Annotated in this window: 24 protein-coding genes and 1 other annotated feature; of the genes, 21 read left to right on the top strand and 3 right to left on the bottom strand. The window is 30.0% G+C overall.

The genetic code is table 11. The features are described from left to right. Positions 1-82 precede the first annotated feature (82 nt). From B5E92_RS02910 to B5E92_RS02870, 9 genes are all read left to right on the top strand, one after another. Positions 83-424 (top strand): PTS transporter subunit EIIB, encoded by a 342-nt coding sequence (locus B5E92_RS02910; protein WP_087299037.1) that lies wholly within the window; start codon positions 83-85, stop codon positions 422-424. A 41-nt stretch (positions 425-465) separates the two neighbouring features. Further along, positions 466-2,709, top strand: coding sequence for a tetratricopeptide repeat protein (locus tag B5E92_RS02905; protein WP_087299035.1), 2,244 nt, complete (start codon positions 466-468; stop codon positions 2,707-2,709). 4 nt (positions 2,710-2,713) lie between these two features. Next, complete coding sequence (locus B5E92_RS02900) at positions 2,714-3,946, top strand: aminopeptidase (RefSeq protein ID WP_087299033.1); 1,233 nt, start codon at positions 2,714-2,716, stop codon at positions 3,944-3,946. 205 nt (positions 3,947-4,151) lie between these two features. After that, positions 4,152-5,738 carry a peptide chain release factor 3 gene (locus B5E92_RS02895; protein WP_087299031.1) on the top strand — a complete coding sequence of 529 codons (1,587 nt, stop codon included), beginning with the start codon at positions 4,152-4,154 and terminating at the stop codon, positions 5,736-5,738. A gap of 79 nt (positions 5,739-5,817) precedes the next feature. After that, on the top strand, positions 5,818-6,078 hold the full coding sequence (locus tag B5E92_RS02890) for a hypothetical protein (protein WP_204215184.1): 261 nt from the start codon (positions 5,818-5,820) through the stop codon (positions 6,076-6,078). 10 nt (positions 6,079-6,088) lie between these two features. Beyond that, the gene (locus B5E92_RS02885) at positions 6,089-6,610 is read left to right on the top strand and encodes a GNAT family N-acetyltransferase (protein WP_087299029.1); all 522 of its coding nucleotides are present in this window, start codon (positions 6,089-6,091) and stop codon (positions 6,608-6,610) included. 57 nt (positions 6,611-6,667) lie between these two features. Then, complete coding sequence (locus tag B5E92_RS02880; protein ID WP_087299027.1) at positions 6,668-8,617, top strand: hypothetical protein; 1,950 nt, start codon at positions 6,668-6,670, stop codon at positions 8,615-8,617. A 35-nt stretch (positions 8,618-8,652) separates the two neighbouring features. Beyond that, positions 8,653-8,955, top strand: coding sequence for a YbjQ family protein (locus B5E92_RS02875; RefSeq protein WP_087299025.1), 303 nt, complete (start codon positions 8,653-8,655; stop codon positions 8,953-8,955). Next, positions 8,948-9,787, top strand: a complete 840-nt coding sequence (locus B5E92_RS02870; RefSeq protein WP_087299023.1) for an RluA family pseudouridine synthase — start codon at positions 8,948-8,950, stop codon at positions 9,785-9,787. Before B5E92_RS02875 ends, B5E92_RS02870 begins: the two co-directional genes overlap by 8 nt. Before the next feature lie 183 nt (positions 9,788-9,970). On the opposite strand, the gene pfkB is transcribed toward B5E92_RS02870, so the two are convergent. Next, positions 9,971-10,891 (bottom strand): 1-phosphofructokinase, encoded by a 921-nt coding sequence (gene pfkB, locus B5E92_RS02865; RefSeq protein WP_087299021.1) that lies wholly within the window; start codon positions 10,889-10,891, stop codon positions 9,971-9,973. Positions 10,892-11,096: 205 nt separating this feature from the next. Next, positions 11,097-11,219: a sequence feature (ribosomal protein L20 leader region), on the top strand. Between the two features lie 14 nt (positions 11,220-11,233). Here pfkB and infC point away from each other — a divergent pair. The 7 genes from infC to B5E92_RS02830 all read left to right on the top strand — a co-directional run bounded on the left by infC (position 11,234) and on the right by B5E92_RS02830 (position 16,419). Further along, complete coding sequence (gene infC, locus B5E92_RS02860) at positions 11,234-11,788, top strand: translation initiation factor IF-3 (RefSeq protein ID WP_087299019.1); 555 nt, start codon at positions 11,234-11,236, stop codon at positions 11,786-11,788. A gap of 17 nt (positions 11,789-11,805) precedes the next feature. Next, entirely contained in the window at positions 11,806-12,000 is a 195-nt protein-coding gene (gene rpmI, locus B5E92_RS02855) for a 50S ribosomal protein L35 (RefSeq protein ID WP_087299017.1), read from the top strand. Between the two features lie 22 nt (positions 12,001-12,022). Beyond that, positions 12,023-12,382, top strand: a complete 360-nt coding sequence (rplT, locus tag B5E92_RS02850; RefSeq protein ID WP_087299015.1) for a 50S ribosomal protein L20 — start codon at positions 12,023-12,025, stop codon at positions 12,380-12,382. 120 nt (positions 12,383-12,502) lie between these two features. Further along, a complete protein-coding gene (locus B5E92_RS02845; protein ID WP_239404223.1) occupies positions 12,503-12,898 on the top strand; it encodes an SRPBCC family protein in 396 nt (131 codons plus the stop codon). Between the two features lie 197 nt (positions 12,899-13,095). Further along, complete coding sequence (locus B5E92_RS02840) at positions 13,096-14,385, top strand: FtsX-like permease family protein (protein WP_087299013.1); 1,290 nt, start codon at positions 13,096-13,098, stop codon at positions 14,383-14,385. A 1-nt stretch (position 14,386) separates the two neighbouring features. Further along, positions 14,387-15,157: an ABC transporter ATP-binding protein gene (locus B5E92_RS02835; protein ID WP_087299011.1), complete on the top strand. Its 771-nt coding sequence runs from the start codon at positions 14,387-14,389 to the stop codon at positions 15,155-15,157. Then, complete coding sequence (locus B5E92_RS02830) at positions 15,157-16,419, top strand: FtsX-like permease family protein (RefSeq protein ID WP_087299009.1); 1,263 nt, start codon at positions 15,157-15,159, stop codon at positions 16,417-16,419. The genes B5E92_RS02835 and B5E92_RS02830 overlap by 1 nt, the downstream gene beginning before the upstream one ends. Here the strand turns inward: B5E92_RS02830 and B5E92_RS02825 are convergent. Beyond that, the gene (locus tag B5E92_RS02825) at positions 16,412-16,954 is read right to left on the bottom strand and encodes a metallophosphoesterase (protein ID WP_087299007.1); all 543 of its coding nucleotides are present in this window, start codon (positions 16,952-16,954) and stop codon (positions 16,412-16,414) included. The two genes, B5E92_RS02830 and B5E92_RS02825, sit on opposite strands and share 8 nt — an antisense overlap. 219 nt (positions 16,955-17,173) lie before the next feature. On the opposite strand from B5E92_RS02825, the gene B5E92_RS02820 reads away from it, so the two are divergent. The 4 genes from B5E92_RS02820 (at position 17,174) to B5E92_RS02805 (ending at position 24,445) form a co-directional block, all read left to right on the top strand. Next, positions 17,174-17,878, top strand: coding sequence for an ABC transporter ATP-binding protein (locus B5E92_RS02820; protein WP_087299071.1), 705 nt, complete (start codon positions 17,174-17,176; stop codon positions 17,876-17,878). Position 17,879: 1 nt separating this feature from the next. Further along, positions 17,880-21,104: an FtsX-like permease family protein gene (locus B5E92_RS02815; protein WP_087299005.1), complete on the top strand. Its 3,225-nt coding sequence runs from the start codon at positions 17,880-17,882 to the stop codon at positions 21,102-21,104. Between the two features lie 227 nt (positions 21,105-21,331). Then, positions 21,332-22,795: a C40 family peptidase gene (locus B5E92_RS02810; RefSeq protein WP_087299003.1), complete on the top strand. Its 1,464-nt coding sequence runs from the start codon at positions 21,332-21,334 to the stop codon at positions 22,793-22,795. Between the two features lie 174 nt (positions 22,796-22,969). After that, positions 22,970-24,445, top strand: coding sequence for an NAD(P)H-hydrate dehydratase (locus B5E92_RS02805; RefSeq protein ID WP_087299001.1), 1,476 nt, complete (start codon positions 22,970-22,972; stop codon positions 24,443-24,445). A gap of 12 nt (positions 24,446-24,457) precedes the next feature. On the opposite strand, the gene pgeF is transcribed toward B5E92_RS02805, so the two are convergent. Next, positions 24,458-25,207, bottom strand: coding sequence for a peptidoglycan editing factor PgeF (pgeF, locus tag B5E92_RS02800; RefSeq protein ID WP_087298999.1), 750 nt, complete (start codon positions 25,205-25,207; stop codon positions 24,458-24,460). A 76-nt stretch (positions 25,208-25,283) separates the two neighbouring features. Between pgeF and B5E92_RS02795 the strand changes: the two genes are divergently transcribed. Beyond that, positions 25,284-25,628, top strand: coding sequence for a hypothetical protein (locus B5E92_RS02795; RefSeq protein ID WP_087298997.1), 345 nt, complete (start codon positions 25,284-25,286; stop codon positions 25,626-25,628). The last annotated feature ends 1 nt before the right edge of the window (position 25,629 follow it).

Genomic DNA, 25,629 nt, shown 5'->3' with positions numbered 1-25,629 from the left:
TCCCTCCTTATAAAAAAGATAGTTTTTTTATTCATGGTATAGTATACTATAATTAAGCAATAATTAATAGGGGGTTATTTTAATGAATTATTTACCATATATTTTAATTGCAATTATAGTTATTGTTATTTTAGCTTATATTTTTATAAAATCAATGAAAAATAAAGGTCCAAAGCAAGTAACATCAGCTGATATTCCTGTTGATGTTAATAAAATTATTGAAGCAGTTGGTGGTAAGTCTAATATCAAAGAAACTACAGCTACTTCTTCTAAAGTTACTTTCTTTGTAAATGACGATAATTTAGTTGATAATGAAAAGCTTAAGGCTTTAGGAGCTTCGGGAATTGTTCAAACAACTAATAAGGTTACAGCGATATTAGGAAAGTATTCTAAGGAAATATCTCGGGTAATTAATGATCAATAAGCAGATAATTAATCTGCTTATTTTATTAAAGGAGCAAATTTATGGATATAAAAGATCGGATGATAAATTATGAACCGTTGTTTAATCAATGGTTGTTTGATGAACTATTAGAAATCCATGATCAAGAAGCATTAATTAAGGTAAAGCCGCAAGGGATAGAAACTGAAAAAGAAGCATATATCAAAGTAATTACGATTTACAATCAAAATGATAATTTAGAAGAATTAGAACAGCGCATGATGCAGATTAAAACGGGATTGGGACTTGATAATATTAACCAGACTGAATTTCTTGATTATGAACAATATTTAATTGAAAACAATCAAGGAATGATAATTGGAATGGATTTATGTTTGTTATTGGAAAATGATGATTATCAAATAACTGATATAGATAAATTAAATGGGCATTTATTATATGAAGAGGGATTGAAATTATTTGATCGCCGTCAATATCAACAAGCTTTAAAGTATTTTCAAAAAGGTGAAGAACTAGAAAATAGTGATTGTATTTGTATAATAGGATATCTATATGAACGTGGTTTAGCATTAAAACAGGATTATTTTCAAGCGCGCAAATATTATCAGCGTTCTAGTAATTTAGGAAATGTTGTTGCTAGCTGTAATTTAGCTTATTTATATGAACATGGCTTAGGTGGTATCAAGGATTATCAAAAAGCTTTTGAATTGTATCAATACGGAGCAAAAGCTGGTTTTGCAAGAGCTATTTGTAATTTAGGATATTGTTATGAATATGGTCATGGAACTCAAGCAGATATGGATAAAGCAGTTGAATGTTATATTGAAGCAGCACAACTAGGGTATAGTGAAGCACTGTTTTGTCTTGGAACCTGTTTAGAATTTGGTGAAGGAATGGAGCAGGATTACTATCGTGCCTTTAAATGTTATGAAGAAGCAGCCAATCAGGGTCATGAACGTTCAGCCCATCGTTTAGGATACTGTTATGAAACTGGTCAGGGAACGACTCAAGATTATGTTAAGGCGTTTTATTGGTATCAACATGCTTGTCAAGCTAATTATGCCCCAGCCTTTGTTTCTTTGGCTTATTGTTATGAAAATGGTTTAGGAATTGAAGTTGATTTAAAACAGGCAAGAAACAATTATTTAAAGGCGGCAAGATTAGGTTATGTACGCGGCCAATTCTGGTTAGGGTATTTTTATGAAGGGCATCCTGAAATCAAAAATGCCAGCTATCGAAGTACTTATTGGTATCGTCAGGCTTGTAAACAAGGTGATGTTCAGGCAATGGTAGCTTTAGGATATTGCTATGAAAGTGGTACTGGAGTAAAACAGAATCACAATAAAGCTGTTGCTTTGTATCAAGAAGCAGCTGATTTACAGTATGCGCCGGCACAATGCAATTTAGCGTATTGTTATGAAGCTGGAATTGGAGTTGAGGTTGATTTAAAGCAGGCTATTAAATATTATCGTTTGGCTGCAAAAATAAATTATCCTCGTGCTTTGTTTAATTTAGCTTATTTGTACGACCATGGTGAAGGGGTAGAAAAAGATCATCAAAAAGCTTTTGAGTTGTATTTACAAACGGCTAATGATGATTATGCGCCAGGATTGTTTCAAGTAGGGTTAGCTTATGAAATTGGTCGAGGAGTAGAAGAAAATATTGATAAAGCCATGGATTATTATCAAAGAGCAGCTAAGTTAAATCATACTGGGGCATTATATGCTTTAGGATTGATTTACGAAGAAAACTCTGATTACCATGACGATCATCGAGCGATTGAATATTATCAAAAAGGGGCTAAGTTAAATGATGCTCGTTCAATGTATCGACTAGCCTTATATTTAGATGAAGGTGAGTTTATCGAACGTGATTATCAACAGGCTTATAGCTATTTACAAAAAGCGGCTAAAAGTAACTATGGACCAGCCCAAAATATGTTAGGTGTTTATTTAGAAGATGGGCTGGGTTGTAAAAAAGATGCTAATTTAGCGTTTAATATGTATTTATCAGCAGCTAATAGTGATTATTATGCACCGGCAATATTTAATTTAGGACGTTGTTATTTTTATGGAATTGCTACAACTGTTGATAAACAAACTGCTTTTGAAATGTTTTTTAAAGCGGCTAACCTGGATTATCCAGAAGCTAATTTTATGTTAGGATATATGTATAGCTATGGTGATGGGATAGCTAAAGATATGGTTAAAGCTAAAGAATATTTGAAAAAAGCTGCTAACTCAGGGCTTAAAGAAGCTAGTGAAGAACTAGAAAAAATATATCAAAAAACTAAAGGAGATGAATGATAAGATGTCATTTAATGAAAATTTATTAAAATATGCTAGGTTGATTGTTAAAGCTGGTGTTAATGTTCAAAAAGGTCAAATCGTAGTAATCGATGCTCCTGTTGAAAATGCTAAGCTTGCAAGAATGATTGCAAAAGAAGCTTATCTTGCTGGGGCAAGTGAAGTAGTAGTTAAATATAATGATGAAGTGGTATCAAAGTATAAATATGAATATGAAGATATCGATAATTTTGGTAAAGTACCAGAATGGTTTGTACATTTTAGAAATGATTATGCTAAAAAGAATGCTGCAATTATAAGTATTCAAAGCAATGATCCTGAAGGTTTAAAAGGAATTGATCCTAAAAAGATCTCATTGTGGTCTCGTTCTGTGGCAATGGCTTGTAAGCCATTTTACGATGGGATGGATTTAGGAATAAATCCTTGGTGTATTGCAGCAGCAAGTTCAATAAAATGGGCTAATAAAGTCTATCCTGATATGTCAGATAAAGAAGCGGTAGAAGCTTTATGGCAGGCTATTTTTAAAGCTTGTAAAGTTACATGTGATGATCCAATTGATGCGTGGCAACAACATCGTTATAGTTTTGAAAAACGCGTTAATTATTTAAATGATTTAAATTTAAAAACATTGACATATACTAATTCACTTGGAACTAACTTAACAGTTACTTTAAATGATGATTATTTATTTGCCGGTGGTGGAAGTTATAATAATGATGGAGTTTATTATTTTGCTAATATTCCAACTGAAGAAATATTTACTAGTCCATATCGAAATGGTACTAATGGGGTAGTATATAGTTCGATGCCGCTTAATTATAATGGTAATTTAATTGATAAATTTAAAATAGAGTTTAAAGATGGAAAAATTGTAGATTTTGATTGTGAAGTTGGAAAAGATGTATTAAATGAAATCATAAATATTGATGAAGGTAGTCATTATTTAGGAGAAATTGCTTTAGTTCCTTATGATTCAGCAATATCTAATATGAAAACACTTTTCTATAATACTTTGTATGATGAAAATGCTGCTTGTCATTTAGCGATTGGAAAAGGTTTTGGTGAATGTATAAAAGATGGTTTAAAATTAAGCAAAGAGCAGTTACTTGAAAAAGGAATAAATGATTCTTTAACACATGTTGATTTTATGATTGGTACCAGTGATTTAAATATTACAGGAACTACTAAAGATGGTAAAGAGGTCTTAATTTTTAAAGACGGTAATTTTGCATTTTAAATATAATTAAATAACTACTTTGACCATCACTTCAAAAAGAAGTGGTGGTTTTTAATATTATGATTTGTAAACGGGGTAAAATCCGGTTGACAAATCTAGTTTTAATCGATATTATTTATTTTTGCAAGGAGATATAAAGATGTGATATTAAAAGACTATAAATAAGATAGATTGAGTTTGATAAATAATACAAGGAGAATATTGAATGAGTGATATAAAAACAGAAGTTGAAAAAAGAAGAACATTTGCCATCATCTCGCATCCAGATGCTGGTAAAACAACATTAACAGAAAAGTTTTTGTTATATGGTGGTGCTATCCAACAGGCTGGTAGCGTTAAAGGGAAGAAAAATAGTAAACATGCTACAAGTGACTGGATGGAAATTGAAAAACAAAGAGGAATTTCGGTTACTTCTTCCGTTTTACAATTTAATTATAATGGTTTTTGCATTAATATTCTTGATACTCCAGGCCATCAAGATTTTTCCGAAGATACTTATCGAACATTAATGGCTGCTGATTGTGCAGTAATGGTTATTGATGCAAGTAAAGGGGTCGAAGATCAAACTCGTAAATTATTTAAAGTTTGTACAATGCGACACATCCCAATTTTTACATTTATAAACAAAATGGATCGTGAGGCTTTAGATCCATATCAATTAATGGAAGAAATCGAACAGGAATTAGGAATCGACACTTGTCCAGTTAACTGGCCAATTGGTTGTGGTAAAGAATTTAAAGGGGTTTATGAACGTCATGCTAAAGAAGTAATTCGTTTTATCCCAGTTGATGGTGGACGTAAAGAAGTTGATACTAAAGTAATGCATTATGATGATCCAGAATTAATTAATGAACTTGATGAAGAGTTATATAATAAATTACAAGAAGATGTTGAATTATTAGATATGGCTGGTAATGAATTTGATTTAGAAAAGGTTCGTAAAGGGCAATTATCACCAGTTTGCTTTGGTTCAGCTTTAACTAATTTTGGAATTGAACCATTTTTAAAACATTTCTTGGAAATGACAACTTCACCATTACCTAGAAGTACTGGAGAAAAAATGATTGATCCATTTAGTGAGGATTTTAGTGCTTTTGTTTTTAAGATCCAGGCTAATATGAATAAAGCACATCGTGATAGAATGGCCTTTTTTAGAATCTGTTCTGGTAAATTTACCAAGGGAATGGAAGTTTATCATTATCAAGGTAAAAGAAAAATTAAGTTAAATCAATCTAAACAATTAATGGCTGATGAACGTCAGGAAGTTGAAGAGGCATATGCTGGAGATATTATCGGTGTTTTTGATCCTGGTATTTTCTCAATTGGTGATACAATTACTACTGGTAAAGAAAAATTTGCTTTTGAAGGAATACCAACTTTTGCACCTGAGCATTTTTCTTTGATTCGTAATAAAGATACAATGAAAAGAAAGCAGTTTGTTAAAGGTGTAGAACAGATTGCTAAAGAAGGGGCAATTCAGATTTTTACCGAACTTGGCGGTGGAATGGAAGAAATAATTGTTGGTGTTGTTGGGGTACTTCAATTTGAAGTATTAGAACATCGTTTAAAAACTGAATATAATGTTGAAATCATTAAAGAACCATTACCTTATCAATATATCCGCTGGGTAAAAACAGATAAAGATTTAAAATCATTGAATTTATCTAGCGATACTAAAAAAGTACAGGATTTAAAGGGACAGCATTTATTATTATTTACTAATGATTGGTCTGTACGCTGGGCTACTGAAAAGAATCCTGACTTAGAATTATTAGAATTTAGTAAGAATTAAACCCTTGATTTTCAAGGGTTTAATTTATGTTAATAAGTAAATTATTGGGCGAAACAATTAATAACATGCTATAATTACGATGAAAGGGGTGATAACTATTGCAAATATAGGAAAACGTCGCTTGTGTCGTTGTATTAAAACAATGAATATTGTCATCGGTAAGCAACAGCGCGATTTATTTACTAAAGGTGAAGTTTATGATTGTGTTATCCGTGATAGTGGTCACCTGCAAATCAATTATAAAATTTATGGTAAAGAGTTTGATTTATCATGTACTAAAGAAGAGTTTGAAGAAAGTTTCGTACTAATAAATAAAAAAACTGGAGTAAGAAAAAAATAGGAGTAGTACAATGAAATATGAATTATTGAAGTTAGAGGAATTTGATCGATTTTATCAAATATTATCAAATAATTTCCCTACTAAAGAAATTAAAGAGTATAATTATATGAAAGATACATTCCATGCTGGGCTTTATCAGGTACTAACATTAAAAGATAATGATCAAATTGTTGGAATTATGTCATTTTATCAACATGATGATTTTAGATTTATTGATTATTTTGCAATAGATGGTTCTTTAAAGGGAAAAGGTATGGGTAGCAAGATGTTGCAATATTTTATTAATTTAGATGATAAAATGGTTATTTTAGAAGTTGAACATCCTGAAGATGAACAAAGTAAACGGAGAATTGCTTTTTATCAACGCAATGGTTTATATCTAAATGATCAGTTTGAATATTTTGTACCGCCAGTAAGAAATTTAAAACATCGTTTGTATTTTCATTTAATGTCTTCTAAACGAAAAATAAATAATATAGAGTTTGAAAAATATTATCCTCAAATCTTAAAAATGGTTTATGGAATAGAATAATTTGGCAAATCTATGTGGATATGCTAAAATTAAGTGAAAATCAGAAAGGAGATTATAATGGCTAGTAATTTCTATATCGATAATATTAACGATAGTGACAAGTTAAATGAAATTACTCTTTTGTTAAACGGGATGGAAGAAGTATCCCGTATCAAAGTAGGGAAAACGGGTATTTCATTTTATTGTGAAGAACCAGAAAATGTCCAGCAGCTATTAAAAAATGCCGGGGAGGATTTGGTCTTAAAAGAAGAAGTTAATTCTAGAAAAAGAGAATTCGTTCCTACAGAAAAAAAAGTAGAACATATTTTTATGTTTACTAATTTAGAAAGCGAAGAAGATGCTAAACAAATTAAAGAAGTAATTTCACGTTATTCGGCTTATGAAAACGTAAGTCTTTATTTTGCAAATAAGTTGTTAAAAGTAACTACAAATGATAAAAAAGTACTTGTAAGATTAAATCGTTTGGTTGATAAAGTTAATCCCGCAATTGATGTTGAACTTTGGAAAAAACCTTTTAGATCACAAGATTTATTTCAAGAGAAGTATTTAAAAGCAATGATTAGAATTGCTATTTTAGTAGTTGCTTTATCATTAGGAATTGTAACAAGAGAGGATCCTAATATCATAACTAGACTAGGATGGTTAGTAACCTGGTTAGTCGTAAGTGAAAAAACACTAATACAAGCATATAAAGATATAAAAGTTAAACAATTTATTAGTGAAAATATTACTATTACTGTAGCATGTTTATTTGGAATTATTTATGGTGCTTATGTAGAAACGATTTTTGTGGCAATTGTTTATCAATTAGGAGAACGTTTATTATTAAAATTATTAGGATATTCAATTGATAAAGTTGATGATGCTATTAACCCAGTTACTTTAGGAAGACGAGAAATTGGTGAAAACGATTATGAAATGGTTTCGCTAGAAGATGTTGATATTGGTGATATTTTAGTAGTTTTACCTGGAGAAACAATTCCTTTAGGAGGAGTAATTGAATCTGGAACAAGTGAGCTTGATGTTTTTGCTATCAACGGAAGTGAAGTTTTAGAGGAAGTTAAACCTGGAGTTGAAGTTCAAAGTGGTAGTGTTAATGTTAAAGACACTTTGAGAATTAAAATATTGTATACATATGAACGTAGTGCGATGAATAAGATCTTAGAAATCGCGATGATGGCACCAGCTGGAACTTCAAAAACGCATCGAATTGTAGAATTGGTTAGTAAGGTTGATTCAATATTATTTGTTGTTATTGGTATCTTGTGTGCAGTATTTATACCGTTATTAGATTGGGAAAATAATTTTAGATTTATGTATGCTGGGATTATCTTTTTAACAATTTCAGGAACATTTGCTTATAAACAAGCTTCTTCATTTGCAGTTCTAACTGGGGTTGCTAAAGCATTTTCTGAAAACATTATTATAAAAGAAAATAGTGGTTTGGATGCTTTGAATTCTTGTCGAACTATTATTTATGATCGTTTTGATGGTGTTGAGGTTAGTGAAGAAGAAATGGATTTATTTGCTAAGCTTTCAAAATTAAATCGAGATTTAATTATTTTTAATGATGGTCCCGTTGATCTTGAAGATGATCAATATCGAATTTACAATAATTTATCTGTTGAAGAAAAATTAGAGATAATGGATAAGGCAAGTATTGCTGGTCCGGTTGCTTATATTGGTGATAACTCAAAAGATATTGCTTTATTGCAAAAATCATATGTTGGAATTAGTCGTGGTGGAATTAAGGATAAAAAAGTTATTGATAATAGTGATATTATGTTAATGAATTCGGATTTAAATACTGTTATTGAAACATTTATGATTTCTAGAAAACAAAAAGCAATTACTTTAGAAAATATCTTCTTTGGTTTATTTGTTGAATTAGTATTAATGGTTGTGGCAATGGTTAATGTTTTACCATGGTGGTTAGCATTAGTTGTAAATCTATTAATTTCTGTACTATTATTATTTAACACTCATAGAATTTTTAATATGAAATAAATATCTAGCCATTATTAGTATGGAGGTAATATAAAATGGATATGATTGAAATGAGTACAATGGATTATATTCCTGGTTATAAAATAACTAAGAATTTAGGTATTGTTTTTGGTAGTAAGATTCTAAATCAGGCTTTAGAAAGCGATGATAATATTGATATTGAACAATTATTAGATGCAAAACGTCAAGATGCAATGGCTTTAACAGTAGAACAAGCTATGCGTCGTCATGCTAGTGCGATTATTAATGTTCGTTTTACAACTACTAATTTAGGACATAATATGATTGAATGTCAGGTTTCAGGAATGGCAGTAAAGGCTGAAAAGATTGATGAATAACTTAACAGTAAAAAAAGAAAGTATTTTATTTGATTTTTTATTAAATTATTATAATAAAAAGAAAGTAAAGACGTTATTAAAATATAAACAGGTTCAAGTAAATAAGCAGATAATAACGCAGTTTGATTATTTATTAAAACCTGGTGATGTAGTAACGGTAACAAAAAATAATCAAGATTTAAAATTTGAAATAATTTATGAAGATAATCAATTGATCGTTATCAATAAACCAGCTGGGTTATTGAGTATGTCTGGTGGTTTTGAAAAAGAAAAAACAGCCTATCATATGGTTAGTGATTATTTAAAAAGTAAGAACAAAAAAGCTCGTGTTTTTATCGTACATCGTTTAGATCGCGAAACTTCTGGGGTTTTGATGTTTGCTAAAAATGAAACAATAAAAAATAAACTGCAAAACAATTGGAATAAACTTGTTTATAAACGCGGTTATTTAGCTATTGTTGAAGGACATTTACAAAAAAAGCAAGGTACTATTAAAAATTATTTGCAAGAAAGCAAAACACAACATGTTTATATTGCTAAACAAGGGAAATTAGCGATAACTAATTATCAAGTATTAAAAGAAACTAAAAACAATAGCTTAGTAGAAGTTTATCTAGATACGGGGCGTAAAAATCAAATTAGAGTTCATATGCAATCGCTTGGTCATAGTATTGTTGGTGATAAAAAATATGGAGCCACTACTAATCCGCTAAAAAGAATGGGATTGCATGCACACGTTTTTGCTTTTAGACATCCAGATACTAATCAAAAGATGGAATTTAAAGCACCTATTCCTGATGAATTTAACCAATTATTTAGCTCTGTCAAGTAGACAGGGCTTTTATCATAATTTATTAAATGTTTCATATAATAAATATGGTGATATAATGTTTGCATGGCTGGTGATAATTATTCTTTTCTTCTATGAAGGAATTGAATATATAAATTCTCTTGATAAGTCAAAAGGTCATAATCAAAAGTGATTATGACCAATTATTATATTTAGCTATTTAAATTATATTATTTTTTCTACCGTTAATTGTTTTTCAACTTCTTTAATTAAATCTAACTGTGCTAGATCTTCACTAAAAGCAGTTGCACCACCACAAGCACTGCCTAATTTTAAGGCTTCTTTATAATCATGATTTTTTAAATATCCAGCAACAAAACCGGCAACCATACTATCACCACTACCAACACTATTGATTAATTTTCCTTTAGCACTAGGACAATAATAAACTTCTTTATTTTCATCAACTAATAAAGCTCCGTCTTTTCCAAGAGAAACAAGAACATTGATAGCCCCTTGTTTTTGTAGTTTTTTAGCATATTTAATAATATCTTCACGACTATTAATTGTAACCTGATACAATTCTTCTAATTCACGCTGGTTAGGTTTAATTAAAAAAGGATGGTATGGCAATACTTTTTTCAATAAATCATTAGTTGCATCAACAACAATAGCAACATCTTTATTCTTTAATAGTTTCATTATTTGTTCATAGGTATCATTAGGCATGGAACTAGGAATACTACCAGCAAGAATCAAAATATCACCATTTTCTAATTTTTCTAATTTTTTAAATAGTTCAGTAATTTTATCTTTAGGAATATCAGGACCACTGCCATTAATTTCGGTTTCTACTTGGCTTTTTAATTTGACGTTAATTCTTGACATCCCATTATCAAGTATACATAAATCACAGTTAAAACCCCGTTTTAATAGTTGTTTTTGAATTTCTTGACCTGTAAAACCAGCAATGAAACCTAAAGCGGTTGTTGGTAAATTTAAACGCCATAATATTGTTGAAACATTAAACCCTTTTCCACCAGGATAGATTTCTTCTTTAAAAGAACGATTAGTCTCGCCATCTTCAAAGTTGTTTACATACATTAAATAATCTAGAGATGGGTTAAATGTAATTGTATAAATCATTTTTTATTACCTCCATATTTTAAATTAACATTGTAATAATTATATCACTAATATTACTAAAATAGACTAAAAAGCGTTTAGTAGTTTATGATGATTTAAATTTATTGCATAAAATAAAAATACTTAAATATAATATTGTAAATAGTTTAAAAAAATATTGACTTTGATACAATAAGATGGTAATATACAACAGTAAATGAAAAGTAGTGGAAAGAAGAAGTGCCTGCTTCTCGCCCGATTGATTAAGTCGATGGGCAAATGTCACTAAGATATAGTTATCTTAATGTCAGTGTGTGGGTACTTAGTGTGCTCACTTTTTATTTAAACTACAAACTGCACAAGATGGAGGTGGCTTTTATTAGCAGATTTGATAACAGAAAACCAAAACAACCAGATGAGTTAGTAAATGAAAAAATCCGTTTTAAAGAAGTATTGGTAATTGATCAAAATGGTGAACGTTTAGGAGTTAAAAGTCGTAATCAAGCAATCGATTTAGCTTATAACGAAGGTCTTGATTTAGTGTGTGTTGCTCCAAATGCAAAACCACCAGTATGTAGAGTTATGGATTTTGGAAAATATCGTTTTGAACAGCAAAAGAAAGCTAAAGAAATGAAACGTAATTCTAAAGTTGTTGCTTTAAAAGAAACTCAATTGTCAGTGACAATTGATGTACATGATAAAAATGTTAAATTAAAAAGAACATTGAAATGGTTAGAAGAAGGAAATAAAGTTAAAATTGCAATTAGATTTAGAGGACGTCAATTGGCTCATACGGAACTTGGTAAAAAAGTTATTGATGACTTTGTAGCTGAATGCGAGGAAGTAGGGCAAATTGAAAAGCCTGCAAAGCTTGAGGGTAGAACCTTAACTGCAATAATTGCACCAAAGAAAAAATAATTCAGGAGGAATATATTATGCCAAAAATGAAATCACACAGTGGTCTTAAAAAACGTTTAAAAAGAACAGGTAGCGGTAAATTGAAACGTAGTCATGCTTACACTTCACATTTATCACACAATAAAACTCATAAACAAAAGAAACATTTGGCTAAATCAGGATTAGTTAGTGCTTCAGATTATAAGAGAATTAAATCAAGATTACCAAAATAATTGATGTAGGAGGAATGAATAAATGGCAAGAGTAAAAGGTGGATATACTACTAGACATAGAAGAAAAAAAGTATTAAAATTAGCCAAAGGGTACTATGGTTCTAAACATAGATTATATAGAACAGCAAATGAACAAGTAATGCATTCATTAGCTTATTCATATCGTGATAGAAGACAAGTTAAAAGAGATATGAGAAAATTATGGATTGCACGTATTAATGCTGCAGCTAGATTAAATGATATCTCATATTCTAAATTAATGCATGGTTTAAAATTAGCTAATGTTGAAATCAACCGTAAAATGTTATCTGAAATTGCAATCAGCGATCCAAAAGGATTCACTGCAATCGTAGATACAGCTAAAAAAGCTTTAGCTAAATAATTTAATCGATTATTAAAAGTTCCGTTAGGAACTTTTTTTGTACTTTAATTCGAATTTAATGATAATTATTTATAAAATGGATTTTTTAATTGTGCTATAATTGAACTATGGAGGTGCTTGATGATGAAAAGGATCGATATGCAGGTTGATTTTAAAAGTGATGTGGAAAAAGTATTTAACGCTGTTAGTAATATTGAAGATTGCTCATGGCGAAGTGATTTATCACGGGTAGAAAAAGTAGATGATAATAAGTTTATTGAATATGATCGAAAAAATAGAGCAACTAAAATCTTGATTACTGATTGTCGTCAAAATATTCAATTTGAATATGATGTTCAAACTAATAATTATTTAGGACATTGGAGTGGTCAATTTGCACCATTACCAGATGGTGGCTGTCGTTTGTTTTTGGTGTTTTATTTTGAACCTAATTCTGTATTAGGTAAATTTGTGCGTGTAGATCGTTTTGAAGAACGTTATATAGAAGATTTAAAAAAAGAGTTGCAAGAAAGTTAATATAATAGTAAGTAATTAGAAATTTTTAAATTTGTTGATTATATCAATGATTTATAAATTTCTTTTTTTTAACAAATAATAGTAATAAATCTATGTTTTTTTGCTACAAATAATCATAATTATCCACAAATTATCTAATTGACTAAATATGAAAGCGCTATTATACTAGTATTTATACTGTCAAATGGAGGTGTAAAATGGGGAATTTTAAATTTGCAATGAAAATGCTTGTCAAAGAATATAAAAACAGCTTATTTTATTGTTTAACACTAGTTTTTGCAATAGCGGTATGTTTTATTTTCTTTAATATAATAAATAATGATTTATTAAAAGATCCAGGAACAGTTTCAGGTGGCGTCTCTTGGCAACAAGTAAAAGTTCCATTTTCAACATCCTTATCATTTATGATTATCTGTTTTTGTTGTTTTATGATCTTTTTTGCTAATAATTTCTTTATTTCAAGAAAAACTAATGAAATTGCAATTATGTCGCTTTCTGGTAATAGTTCAATCGCATCAACATTATATCTGATATATCAGACTTTTACATTATTAATTATAGCTACGCCATTAGGGATTGGAATTGGCGTTTTAGTAGCACCATTATCCAATTATTGGATGTATCAGTATTTAAATGTTGAAGCTTCAATATATCAAATATCTATCAATACATATATTGAAACAATTGTCATAGTGGCTATTGTTTTATTAACGTTATCAGTCTTTGCAAGTGGTTATATTTATCGCAATGATATTGCTTATTTATTAAAACAGGAAAAAGCGATGGATTATAATTCATCAGGAAGTAGTAAAATTGCTCCGATTTTTAATGTTACTTTGTATGTATTAGGGATTGTAATGATTTTTATGGCAGAACATTCTTCAATGAATTATGTTGCACCAATAGTTGTTGGGATTGCTGGAATGGTTAGATTGATTAAATCTTTTTTACCCGAATTTATAAAGACATTTAAAGATAAATATTTGTTAGAAAAAAGATATGCTTTAATTTACTTTTCTAATTTAGCTTATTCAATTAGAAGATCGGTATTGTTATTTTCTTTAATAGCTGGATCGGTTACTGGGATGATTGTTATTATTGCTACTTACTATAATTCACCACGGGAATATATTACCGCAATAATTGGCTATATAGTAATTGTTGTTTTATTGATTACAAGTATTGTTTATAAATATTGTATGGAAGCCCAGACAAGAGCTAATTTGTTTTATAATCTTTGGAAAATCGGTTATACCAGAAGTGAATTAATTAAAATAGTTAATCGGGAAGTGTTTTATTTTTATTTATTGTTATTAGTAGTTCCAATGATCTACATTGTTATTATTATAGGACGGTTTATATATTATGGTCAGATGACAATGATGTTTTCATGTGTTTTGGTGCTGATTTATGTAATACCAGTGATCATTTCAGGTTTTCTTACTAGATATAATTATCGTAAGCTGGTAATAAAAGGAGGAAAGTAGAGTGGAAAAAAATAAAATTTTGATTGCTAAAAATGTAACAAAAATCTATGGGGTTGGAACTAAAAATCCCTATACGGCTTTAAAAGATGTATCGTTAGAAATGGAAGAAGGCGAATTTATTTGCGTAATGGGTCCTTCAGGGGCTGGGAAGTCTACTTTTATTAATAATTTATCGACAATCGATTTACCTACTAAAGGATTTGTTTATATTAATGGTAAGGAAGTTAGACAAATGAGCGAAAGAGAGATAGGACGATTTCGTTATGAAAATTTAGGCTTTATTTTTCAGGAATTTAATCTATTAGATTCATTAACTATTTTTGAAAATATTGCTGTTCCTTTAACACTAGCTGGAAAGAAGAAAAAGGATATCCAAGAATCAGTAAATCAAATTGCTAAAAAACTAGGTGTTGAAATGATTTTAAATAAATATCCTAGTGAATGTTCAGGTGGTCAGCGTCAAAGAGCAGCAATTTGTAGAGCTTTAGTAACTAAGCCAAAATTAATCGTAGCTGATGAACCAACTGGTAATTTAGATAGTAAGAACTCTCACGAATTATTATCGTTATTTAGAGATTTAAATGTAAATAGTGGTGTTTCAATATTGATGGTTACTCATGATCCTAAAATAGCTTCTTATTCATCTAAGTTATTATATATAAAAGATGGTGTAATTGATGAAACGATTGAACGGCAAAATATGAGTCAAAAAGAATATTTTTATAAGATAGTCGATATTAACTCTACTGAATCGCAGGCTTTATTTGACTAATGGGATTATTTAAATTAGCACTTCAATCGTTAAAAAGTGACTTATTAAAGACCATATTTTATTTTTTATCGTTTTTGTTGACGACAGTTTTTATCTTTTTGTTTTTTAATTTAGCGATGAATCCTGCTGCTGGTATCAATCTCGGTGGTCGTGATAAAACAATTGTAACTCCAATTGCTGTTTTTGTTATTTTGATTGCTATGATTTGTGTTTTTATGGCTAATGATTTCTATGTTTTAGCTAAAAGCAAAGATATATCGATCGTATTGATGTCAGGTGCTTCAGTTTATAAAGTAGGTATGTATTTATTGTTGCAAAGTTTGATTGTTATGTTTTTTGCGATTTTGCTTGGTTTATTACTAGGATATTTATTAGTACCGGTTTTAAATAGAGTCTTCTTTATTACATTTAATTATTCAGGAGATTTTTATTATGTAAGTGATCGTGCTTATGTGGCAACTACAATTATTTTGTTATTTGAAGTTGGCTGGTGTACTTATCTAAACATGGGTTATTGTTATCGAACTAGTATTAATAAATTGATCAATGATAGTGTTAAAATTGAAACTTTTGGCTTTAAATTAAGGAAACCTTCTAATTTGTTTTATATACTAGCTTTTATTATACCTTTAATAATCTTTCCCTGGTTAAAAAGCGTTGAAGATTATTTGCTTTTATCAATAGTAGCAATGATTGGTTTATATGGGGTTATTAAACATATTATTCCAGAAATTATTGAACGCTTTCAAGAAAGATATGGTATTGAAAATCAATACTTATTAATTGTATTTGGAAATGTTAAGTATGATTTACAACGAGTACGAATGCTCGTATTATTGGTGATGATGTCAGCACTAGTTTTGATGTGTAGTATTTTATATACTTTAAATACACCGCTTATTAGTACGATCGTTTTGTTTTCTTATTTAAGTGTAATGATTTTATTGGCATTAACATCATTATTTAAATTAGGGATGGAGTTAAAGGGACGGAAAAAGTCGTTTGCTAATCTATATTATCTTGGTTATAGTTTAAAGGATTTAAAAAAGATAATCAATTTAGAAATGATTATCTTTTATGGGATGATAATTTTAATACCATTAGTTTATCAAATTGTAATTATTATTAGATTATATAGTCTTGGATTAATTAATTTTTATTTAATAGCTTTAATGTTGATAATTTCAATTATACCGATGTTATTTTGTATGGTGGCTTGTATCATTATGTATCATCATATTTTACCAAAAAGTATTATTTGAACCATTTTTTAAAGAATGGTTCTTTTTTTCTTTTGTTAGATTGATTTTGGTTAAAAGGATCACATGGTTCTAGTGTTTTTACTTGATAAAAAGTTGCCTTTTTTTCTTTAGTATCAAATATACAATATGTAGGAAAACGATACTGACCTCGAGGGTATGAAACACTGCCAGGATTAATAATTATTGTACCGTCAATTTCATCGTAATATGGTCGATGAGTATGACCATAACAGATAACATCAGCTTTTTTTTCTTTTGCGCTTTGATATAAATAATCCATATTATAATCAACATCATAAAGATGACCATGGGTAACGAAGAATTTTAAATTATCAAAAGAAGGGCAGATTTCATTTGGAATATTACCATAATCATTATTGCCGCGAACAAGATAAAAATTGTTTAATGGCAAATTATCATAACCGATGAAAATATCACCGCAGTGAATATAATAATCAACGGGATTAGCTTTTAATAATTTTAATAAATCTGATTTAGACATTGCATGGGAATCAGATAGAATCATTATTTTCATTGGAATACCTCCTGAATAAATTCTAACACGAAAAGTTAAAAAAATCTGCTTATCATGGATAAAAGTTAATGATTTTTGATTCTAAAATAATATTTTTTTTACTTTTATTCGATTAAAAAATAAAGTCGTTTCTTGATGAAAAAGGGGATTGGAGGTTTAAAATGGCAATTATTTCATGATATAATATTATATATGATAGAAAAGAAAGGTTGTGAGGTGATGAATTGCTTTATAACGTTTGAAGATGTAAAAAAGATATATAAAGTAGGTGATGTTGAGATTCCGGCATCAAACGGTGTTAATTTCGAAGTTGAAAAAGGCGAGTTCGTTGTAATCGTTGGACCCTCAGGAGCCGGAAAGACTACAATTTTAAATCTTTTAGGCGGAATGGATAAAGCAACAAGTGGTAAAATAATTGTTGATGGTCAAGATATTGCTAAATATAATGAAAAGCAATTAACACAATATCGTCGAGATGATATTGGTTTTGTTTTTCAATTTTATAATTTAGTACAAAATTTAACTGCATTAGAAAATGTTGAATTAGCTTCACAAATATCAAAAAATCCTTTAGATGTAAAAATGGTTTTAGAGCGAGTTGGATTAAAAGATCGAATGAATAACTTTCCAGCTCAATTATCTGGTGGTGAACAACAAAGAGTGGCGATTGCAAGAGCGATAGCTAAAAACCCTAAACTGCTTTTATGTGATGAACCAACTGGTGCTTTGGATTATCAAACTGGTAAGTCCATTTTAGGATTATTAAGAGAGATGTGTGATAAGTATTCTATGACAGTTGTTGTTATTACTCATAATAGTGCTTTAGCTCCAATGGCGGATCGGGTCATTAGACTAAAAAATGGTCGTGTTGATTCAATGAAGATGAATGAAACACCTAAATCAATAGCTGAAATCGAGTGGTAAAATGAAGAAAAAAGCTTATGTAAAAAATCAAATTCGAACTATCTTTAATACTAAAGCACGTTTTCTTTCAATTTTTTGTATTGTATTTTTAGGGGCTGCATTTTTTGCTGGATTACGGCATACGCCATTGATCATGGAACAATCAATGAATGATTATTTGAAAGAATATCATTTTAATGATTTGAATTATGTGGCAACTTTGGGATTTACTGAAGAAGATCTTAAATTAGTCAAAGAAATTGATGAAGTTGAAAATGTTGAATCTGGTAATCGGTTTGATGCTTTAGTTGAGTTTGATGAAAATGTTAAAGGAGCTACTGTATATACTAATGAAACTTTTGATAATCAAGTAAATAAGGTGGAGTTGGTTAGTGGTAAATTACCAAAAGATGATGATGAATGTCTTATTGATAATAGTTTTGCAAGTCAAAATGGAATTAAGGTCGGTGACCAGATTACTTTAACTAATGACAATGCCACTAAAAAATTTACTGTCACTGGTTTGATTAACGATACCCGTTATTTAAGTTCAGTTGAGCGTGGTACTAATACTCTTGGTGATGGTACTAATGAAGCTTATTTTCAAATTTTATCAAAGGGTAATGAAGGTTTAGCTTTACCGCAAGAACTTTATGATTTACGTGAGCAAACAGTATTTAATGAGTTAAGAATAACGTTAAAAAATGAAAATAATTATAATTATTTCAGTGATGAATATTTAGATTATGTTGATGATGTTAATTCTAAAATTGAAAAGATTTTAAATAAACAGATTGACTCGTTAAATGAAGATCTTGTAAATGATGCTAAAGAACAATTAGCTAAAGGTGAAGCTGATTATAATGATGGTTTAAATCAATATCAAGATGGTTTAAGTGCTTATAATGATGGTGTCGTACAATATGAAGACGGTATGCAGCAGTATCAAGATGGTTTGGCTGCATATAACAGTGGTTATCGACAATATCAAGATGGTTTAAATGCATATAACAGTGGTTTAGCTCAATATGAAGCGGGATATCAGGATTATTTAGCTGGTAAAAGTGAATATGATACTGGATTAGCGAGTTATAATCAACAGTTAAGTCAGTATGAGACTTATAAAAGTCAATATGAACAGTTAGCACCATATTATGATGAGTTAGTTAAACAATATCAAGATGCAATAGCAGCTGGAGTTCCTGAAGATCAATTAACAGAATTAAAAGCTAAAATTACTCAAATTGAACAATTAGCATATGCTGTAAGTCAATATGAAGCTAGTTTACCAGCAGCTAAACAGGTTTTAGATCAATCGGCTGTCGAATTAGAATCAGCCCGTGTTACTTTAGAAAACACAAAAGCAACTCTTGATAGTTCTAAGGCAACATTAGATGCTACTGGTTCTACTTTAGCTGCTTCAAAAGAAAAACTTGATAGTAGTAAAGTCACTTTAGATGATACTAAAGCATTACTTGATCAAACTAAAATAGACTTAGATAATGCCCAAATAGAATTGCAACAAGCACAAGTAGAATTAGAAGATGCTAAAAAAGCTATTGACGATATTCCTAGCGGTGAACTAATTAGTTTAACTCGTGAAGAAAATGCAGGAATTATTAGTTTTAGTTCTGCAAGTGATTCAATTGCCGCAATTGCTGCAATATTTCCACTGATATTCTTTTTAGTAGCTGCCCTTGTTAGTATGACAACAATGACAAGAATGGTTGAAGAACAAAGAGTTCAAAGTGGTACTTTTAGAGCATTAGGTTATCATCGCCGTGATATTATTAAACAATATATCATTTACGGCTTTTTGGCGACTTTTGTTGCTAGTATAATTGGTATTATTGCAGGAGTTTATTTCTTCCCTGCTATTATCTATTATTTATACCGAAAAGTTTTGTTTAGTGTTGGAGCTGATATTAGTATTCTTTTTGATGCTTTTATTTGTATTCAAACATTTATAATATCGGTAGCAATTATATTATTAGTTACTTATTTAGTTGCTCGTCGTGAAGTTAGCGAAATGCCTGCTAGCTTACTTAGACCTAAGGCACCAAAAACAGGTAAACGAATCGTACTTGAAAGAATAACGTTTATTTGGAAACGATTATCTTTTAATCAAAAAGTTACTATGCGTAATATTTTTAGATATAAAAAGCGTTTCTTTATGTCAATTGTTGGTATTGCTGGGTGTACAGCATTAATTGTAACGGGATTTGGTATTCGTAATTCTGTTTCAACACTAGCAGATAAACAATATGGCGAAATTTATACTTATGATGGATTAGTAGTTTTTAATAATCAATTGACTAATGAACAGTTAGAAAACGAAATTAAGGATTTTGAAGATCTTGATGAAATTAAGGATACAAGCAGTTTTTACCGTCAAACAATTACTATTCATGGTGATAAAGACCACTATGGAACTTTAGAAGTATTTGATAACAATAAAGAATTAAGCAAATTTGTCAATCTTGAGGACTATCATAGTCATGAAAAAATAACACTGGATAATCAAGGTGTAGTAATTTCTGCCAAATTATCAGAATTATTAGATGTAAATGTCGGTGATAAAATTAAAATCACAATAGATGAAAAAGATTATGAAGTAAAGGTTACTGGATTAATGACGTTATACTTCCAGCACCAGTTATATATGAGTGAGGAGTTTTATCAAGAACTTACTGGTAATGAAGCAATATCTAATTATGCTTACTTTGATATCGGTGATGAATCAATGGAAGCTAAGATTGATGATTATTGTAAAAATGATGGTAATATTTCTTCAGTTAACTATACTGATGGTATATCGCAAAGCTTTAGAGATCAAATGGTTAGTATCGATAGTGTGGTAGTTATTCTTATTGTTTGTGCAGGAGCTTTAGCGTTTATTGTTTTATATAATTTAACTAATATAAATATTCAAGAGCGTAAAAGTGAGATTGCAACAATTAAAGTATTAGGTTTTTATCCACGTGAAGTCTATGATTATGTCTTTAGAGAAAATACGATTCTTTCAATAATCGGTTCTATTCTAGGATTAGGATTAGGGAAAGTTTTACACTTATTTATTATCTATACAGTTGAAGTTGAAATTGCAATGTTTATTAGAAGTGTCAATTTAATGAGTTATGTTCTTGCTGTGATTTTTACGTTATTATTTACTTATTTGATTGATTTTGGAATGCGTAGAGTGTTACGTAAAATTGATATGGTAGAATCGCTAAAAAGTATTGAATAGGCAATAAAATTGATAAATTTTATTTATGAATATGCAAATTTTAGTTTAGGACTTAAGAAAATATTAAGGATTTCTTAAAAAATCTTAAAAAAATTCATTTTCTTTAACTTAAGCTATCATGGGGGTTATAGACGATTGGAAGGAATGTAAGAAGCTTTCAGGGGTGGATTTTTCCTTTGAAAAATATTATAATAGTCCTTGGATATGTTATTGAAAGGAGGTAACGAATGGAAAGAGATATAAAAGAAGGCGTGAAAAGAGTGATGGATGAATACATCACAAATCGCAAGGCTATGTTTATTCCGATTGCAGCTGTTGCTAGTTTTATGTTAGTAGGTTATGCTGCAACTGACAAAGAAAAACCAGAAATTATTTCAAATCAAATTGATTTAGTTTATGGTGAAGAATTTGATGCCGATAGTATTGATATTAGCGACAACAAAGATAGTCGTGAAGATATTTTAGTATCAGTTGAGACTGCATCATTAAATGAGAAACAAATTGGTAGTTATGATGTGGAGGTAACAGCAACTGATGCTGGATCTAATGTTGCAACAAAGACAGTAACTGTTAATGTTGTCGACAACGAAGCACCTAAAATTGAAACTTTAGGTTCTAGTCAAGGGTACATTATTGAAGTGCCAATTAATGGAAGTGCTGATTTAGCAAGTTATGTTAAAGCAAGTGATAATGTAGATGGTGATGTTACACCATTTATCAAAAGTAGTGAAACTTTAAACACTACAGTTAAAGGACAACAAGATATTACTTTAACAGTTGATGATACTTCAGGTAACACAACTGAAGAAACTTATACTTTCGTTGTAAGTGATTTAGAAGCACCAGTAGTTAATTTTACTCAAGGTGCTAATGTAACTGTTGATTATGGTAGTGTATTTGATATTAATGCTTATGTAAATGTAACTGATAACGTTGATGGTGTTATGGCACCAGTTGTTGAAGGTTCTGTTGATACATTAAAATTAGATGAGACTCAACCATTAAAAATTAGTGCAACAGATAGTTCTGGAAATCCTACTGAAGCAACTTTAAATGTTGTTGTAAAAGATATTTCTGCTCCAGTTATCACTTTAAATAAAAGTGAAATTACAGTTAATACTGGAGAATCAGTTGATTTTAGCAGTTATTTAGCTTCTGCGGTTGATAACAAGGATGGTGATGTTCGTGCAAACGTTCAAATCGATGCTCCTAGTACATCTAAAGCAGGAACTAAGACAGCTACATATACTGTAACTGATGCTGCTGGTAATACTGGAACTGCAAGCTTAACAGTTAAAGTTAATAAAAGAGCTTCAGGTGGTGGAAGTTATGCCGGATCAGCTCCAAGTAATAGTTATGGAAATACCGTACTTTCTGCAGCTTATTCAAGATTAGGATGCCCATATAAATGGGGTGCTGCTGGACCAAATGCTTTTGACTGCTCTGGATTTGTACAATGGTGTTATGCTCGTGTCGGAGTATCATTACCACACTCATCTTCAGCACAAAAGAATGCTGGTACACAAATTAGTGTTTCTGCAGCACAACCAGGAGATATCTTATGGAAATCTGGTCACGTAGGAATCTACATTGGTAATGGAAAATACATCCATGCACCTCAAACTGGTGATGTAGTTAAAATTTCATCAGTATCTGGTTCAGGGTTTGTATGTGCGGTTAGAGTAAAATAAGAATAACAAAAAAGATTACGAATTTTGTTCGTAATCTTTTTTTGTGTTTTCTTTAGATTCAGTATATAATTATATAAAAAGAACTAAGATAAAATTGATTGTATTTAATATTATAATAATTAAAAATACAAATATATTCTTAGAATATTAGTGATAGAAAGATAAGGTGGATTTATGTTTGTAGCAACAAGTAGACAAATGAAAGCCTATGACCAGGCACTATTAAATGAAGGGTATAAAATAGAAGAATTAGTGGATAAAGCAAGTGATGTTATTTTACCGCATTGTTTAAAATATTCACATATCATTATTGTATGTGGTCCCGGAAATAACGGGGCTGATGGAATAAGTTTAGGAATAAAGCTTCATATTCGAGCTCGTGAAGTAAAATTATATTGTTTTGGTAATCCTGATAAGTTTTCTGATGCCAATAATTATTACGTACAACAGGCTCAGGAAATGGAAGTGCCAATCGTATTTATGGCTCAAGAAGATATGGGATTGTTTAAAAGTGATTTACAAAAAGCTGATTTGATTGTTGATGCGATGTTTGGCTTTGGTTTAAATAGTCCAGTTAGGGGACTAGCAAAAAATTTAATAGATGAGATCAATACTTTAGTTGATACTGATGTTATTGCTATTGATATTCCTACAGGTTTAAACCCAGATAATGGTATTCCTTATGGTAGTGTTATTCAAGCTACTAAAACAGTTACTTTAACTGCTATTAAGCAAGCTTTTTTAAATGAAGAATGTCACCAATATACAGGTGAAATTGCAATTGAATTATTGCGAGTTAAGGATTTAAGAAAGGATCAAAAACTAGCTAGATTGGTAAGTCCAGCTTGGGTTAAACGTCATTTAAAACAACGTGACTATTATGGGTATAAAGGAGTTTATGGTAAGGTGTTACATATAACTGGATGTAATCATTATCGCGGTGCTGCTTTGATGGCCGCTAAAGCTTCGGTATATACGGGAAGTGGTATTGTTTGTGTTAACTCAACTGAAAAAGTAATTGATGGATTAACTGTATTCGTTCCTGAAAGTACTTCGATGTTACGAAACGATAAATTAGATCATGAGATGTTTGATGATTATAATGCTATTTTAATTGGTTCTGGTTTAGGATTAAATGAACAAAGTGAACAATATGTAATAGACGTTTTAACTAATGCAACTTGTCCAGTAATAATTGATGGCGATGGTTTAACAATACTTGCAAGACATCTAGAATTGTTGAAAGAAACAAAGGCTAAAGTTATTTTAACGCCACATGCTGGGGAATTTAAACGTTTATTTAATTATGATGATGAATTAGATATGATTGAAAAAGCAACTCAATTTGCTTTAGAATATCAAGTTGTTGTAGTGTTAAAAGGACCAAATACTTTAATTACAAATGGAACTAATATTTATCGTAATATTACTGCTAATAAAGCAATGGCAACTGCTGGTATGGGTGATGTTTTAGCAGGAATAATTACAAGTTTTGCAGGTCAAGGGTATGATGTAAAAGATGCGGCTATTTTAGGAACTTATATCCATGGTGCTTGTGGTGATATTTTAGGTGATGATGTTTATACAGTTATTCCTAGTGAGATGATTAAATTAATTCCTAAAGTAATGATGGATGTAATCAATGAATAAAAAGAATTCTTGTTATTCAAGAATTCTTTTTATTATTGTAATATTGCGCCCACTATCTTTATTTTTACGATAACTATAAAATAAATCATCGTTTTCTACTGTACAATATGGAGAAACAGTGATATTGCTTTCCAATAGTCCCAAATTTAATAGCATTTGTTTATTTAAGCCTTTATTATCAAGCTGATAATGAAGTTCGTCGCTTTGGTAATAGAAAGGACTAGTATCAAAGTCCATCTGTTTAACTAAATCAATAACATTATCCATGACTTCTAAACAATCCTGGCAAATGCAAGGACCAATATATGCTAACATTGTTTTTGGATCACAATTTTCATGTTCAATTAAATGCTTAGTAACTTTAGAAACAATTTGTTTAGTTGTTCCTAGCCATCCTGAATGAATAGCGGCAATTATTTTTGTTTTAGGACAATAAAGTAATACTGGCGTGCAGTCAGCATGAAATGATAATAAATATAAATTGGCATCTTTAGTATAAAGAGCATCAGTATCTTTAAAAGCTGTTTCTTGTTCATACATTCCTTTACCACCATCAGTGGTAGTAACTTCTTTAAAATTGGCAGAATGTACTTGCCGTGGCGCTACCATGTGATCTAAGTCAGTATTTAAAATTTCAGCTAAATGTTGACGATTTTTTAATATCAATTCTTTATCATCGTTATTAAAAGACATATCGCCCAATTCTTTTGTAACAGTATAGGCTTCAATTGCTTGATTAGTATTCCATTTAATTAATTTCATTTTTTTCCCTTTCTGTGTAATTTGTCTAAGTTTTTGATTTATTAAAACATATAGTATACTAAAGGAGGTGGAAGTGATGTTTGGTAATTCTTGTTGCAATTGTAACTGCAACTGTAATTGTAATAATAGCTGTCGTGCAACACCAATCGTAGCTCCTAGAAAAGTTTGTACTAGATGTACAAATAAATATGTAGAACAACCAATTATTTGTCCAATTGAATGTCGTCATGTGTGCAATGTAGTATACTATCCACGCTATTATCCACGTTATGAACAAACTTTTATGACTCAGGATAATGCTAATCCATATGCAAATAATAATGGATTTATGTCAGGAAATTCTGGGTTCATGTCTGGAAACTCTAACTATATGAATAGTAGCAATAATGTAATGAATGGAAGTTGTAATTGTGGTAATTAGA

This window comes from Erysipelatoclostridium sp. An15, assembly GCF_002160675.1.
In the GTDB taxonomy this organism is placed as follows: domain Bacteria; phylum Bacillota_I; class Bacilli_A; order Erysipelotrichales; family Coprobacillaceae; genus Thomasclavelia; species Thomasclavelia merdavium.
The sequence above is the reverse complement of the archived record's forward strand: the minus strand, read 5'-3'. Positions and strand labels throughout refer to the sequence as shown.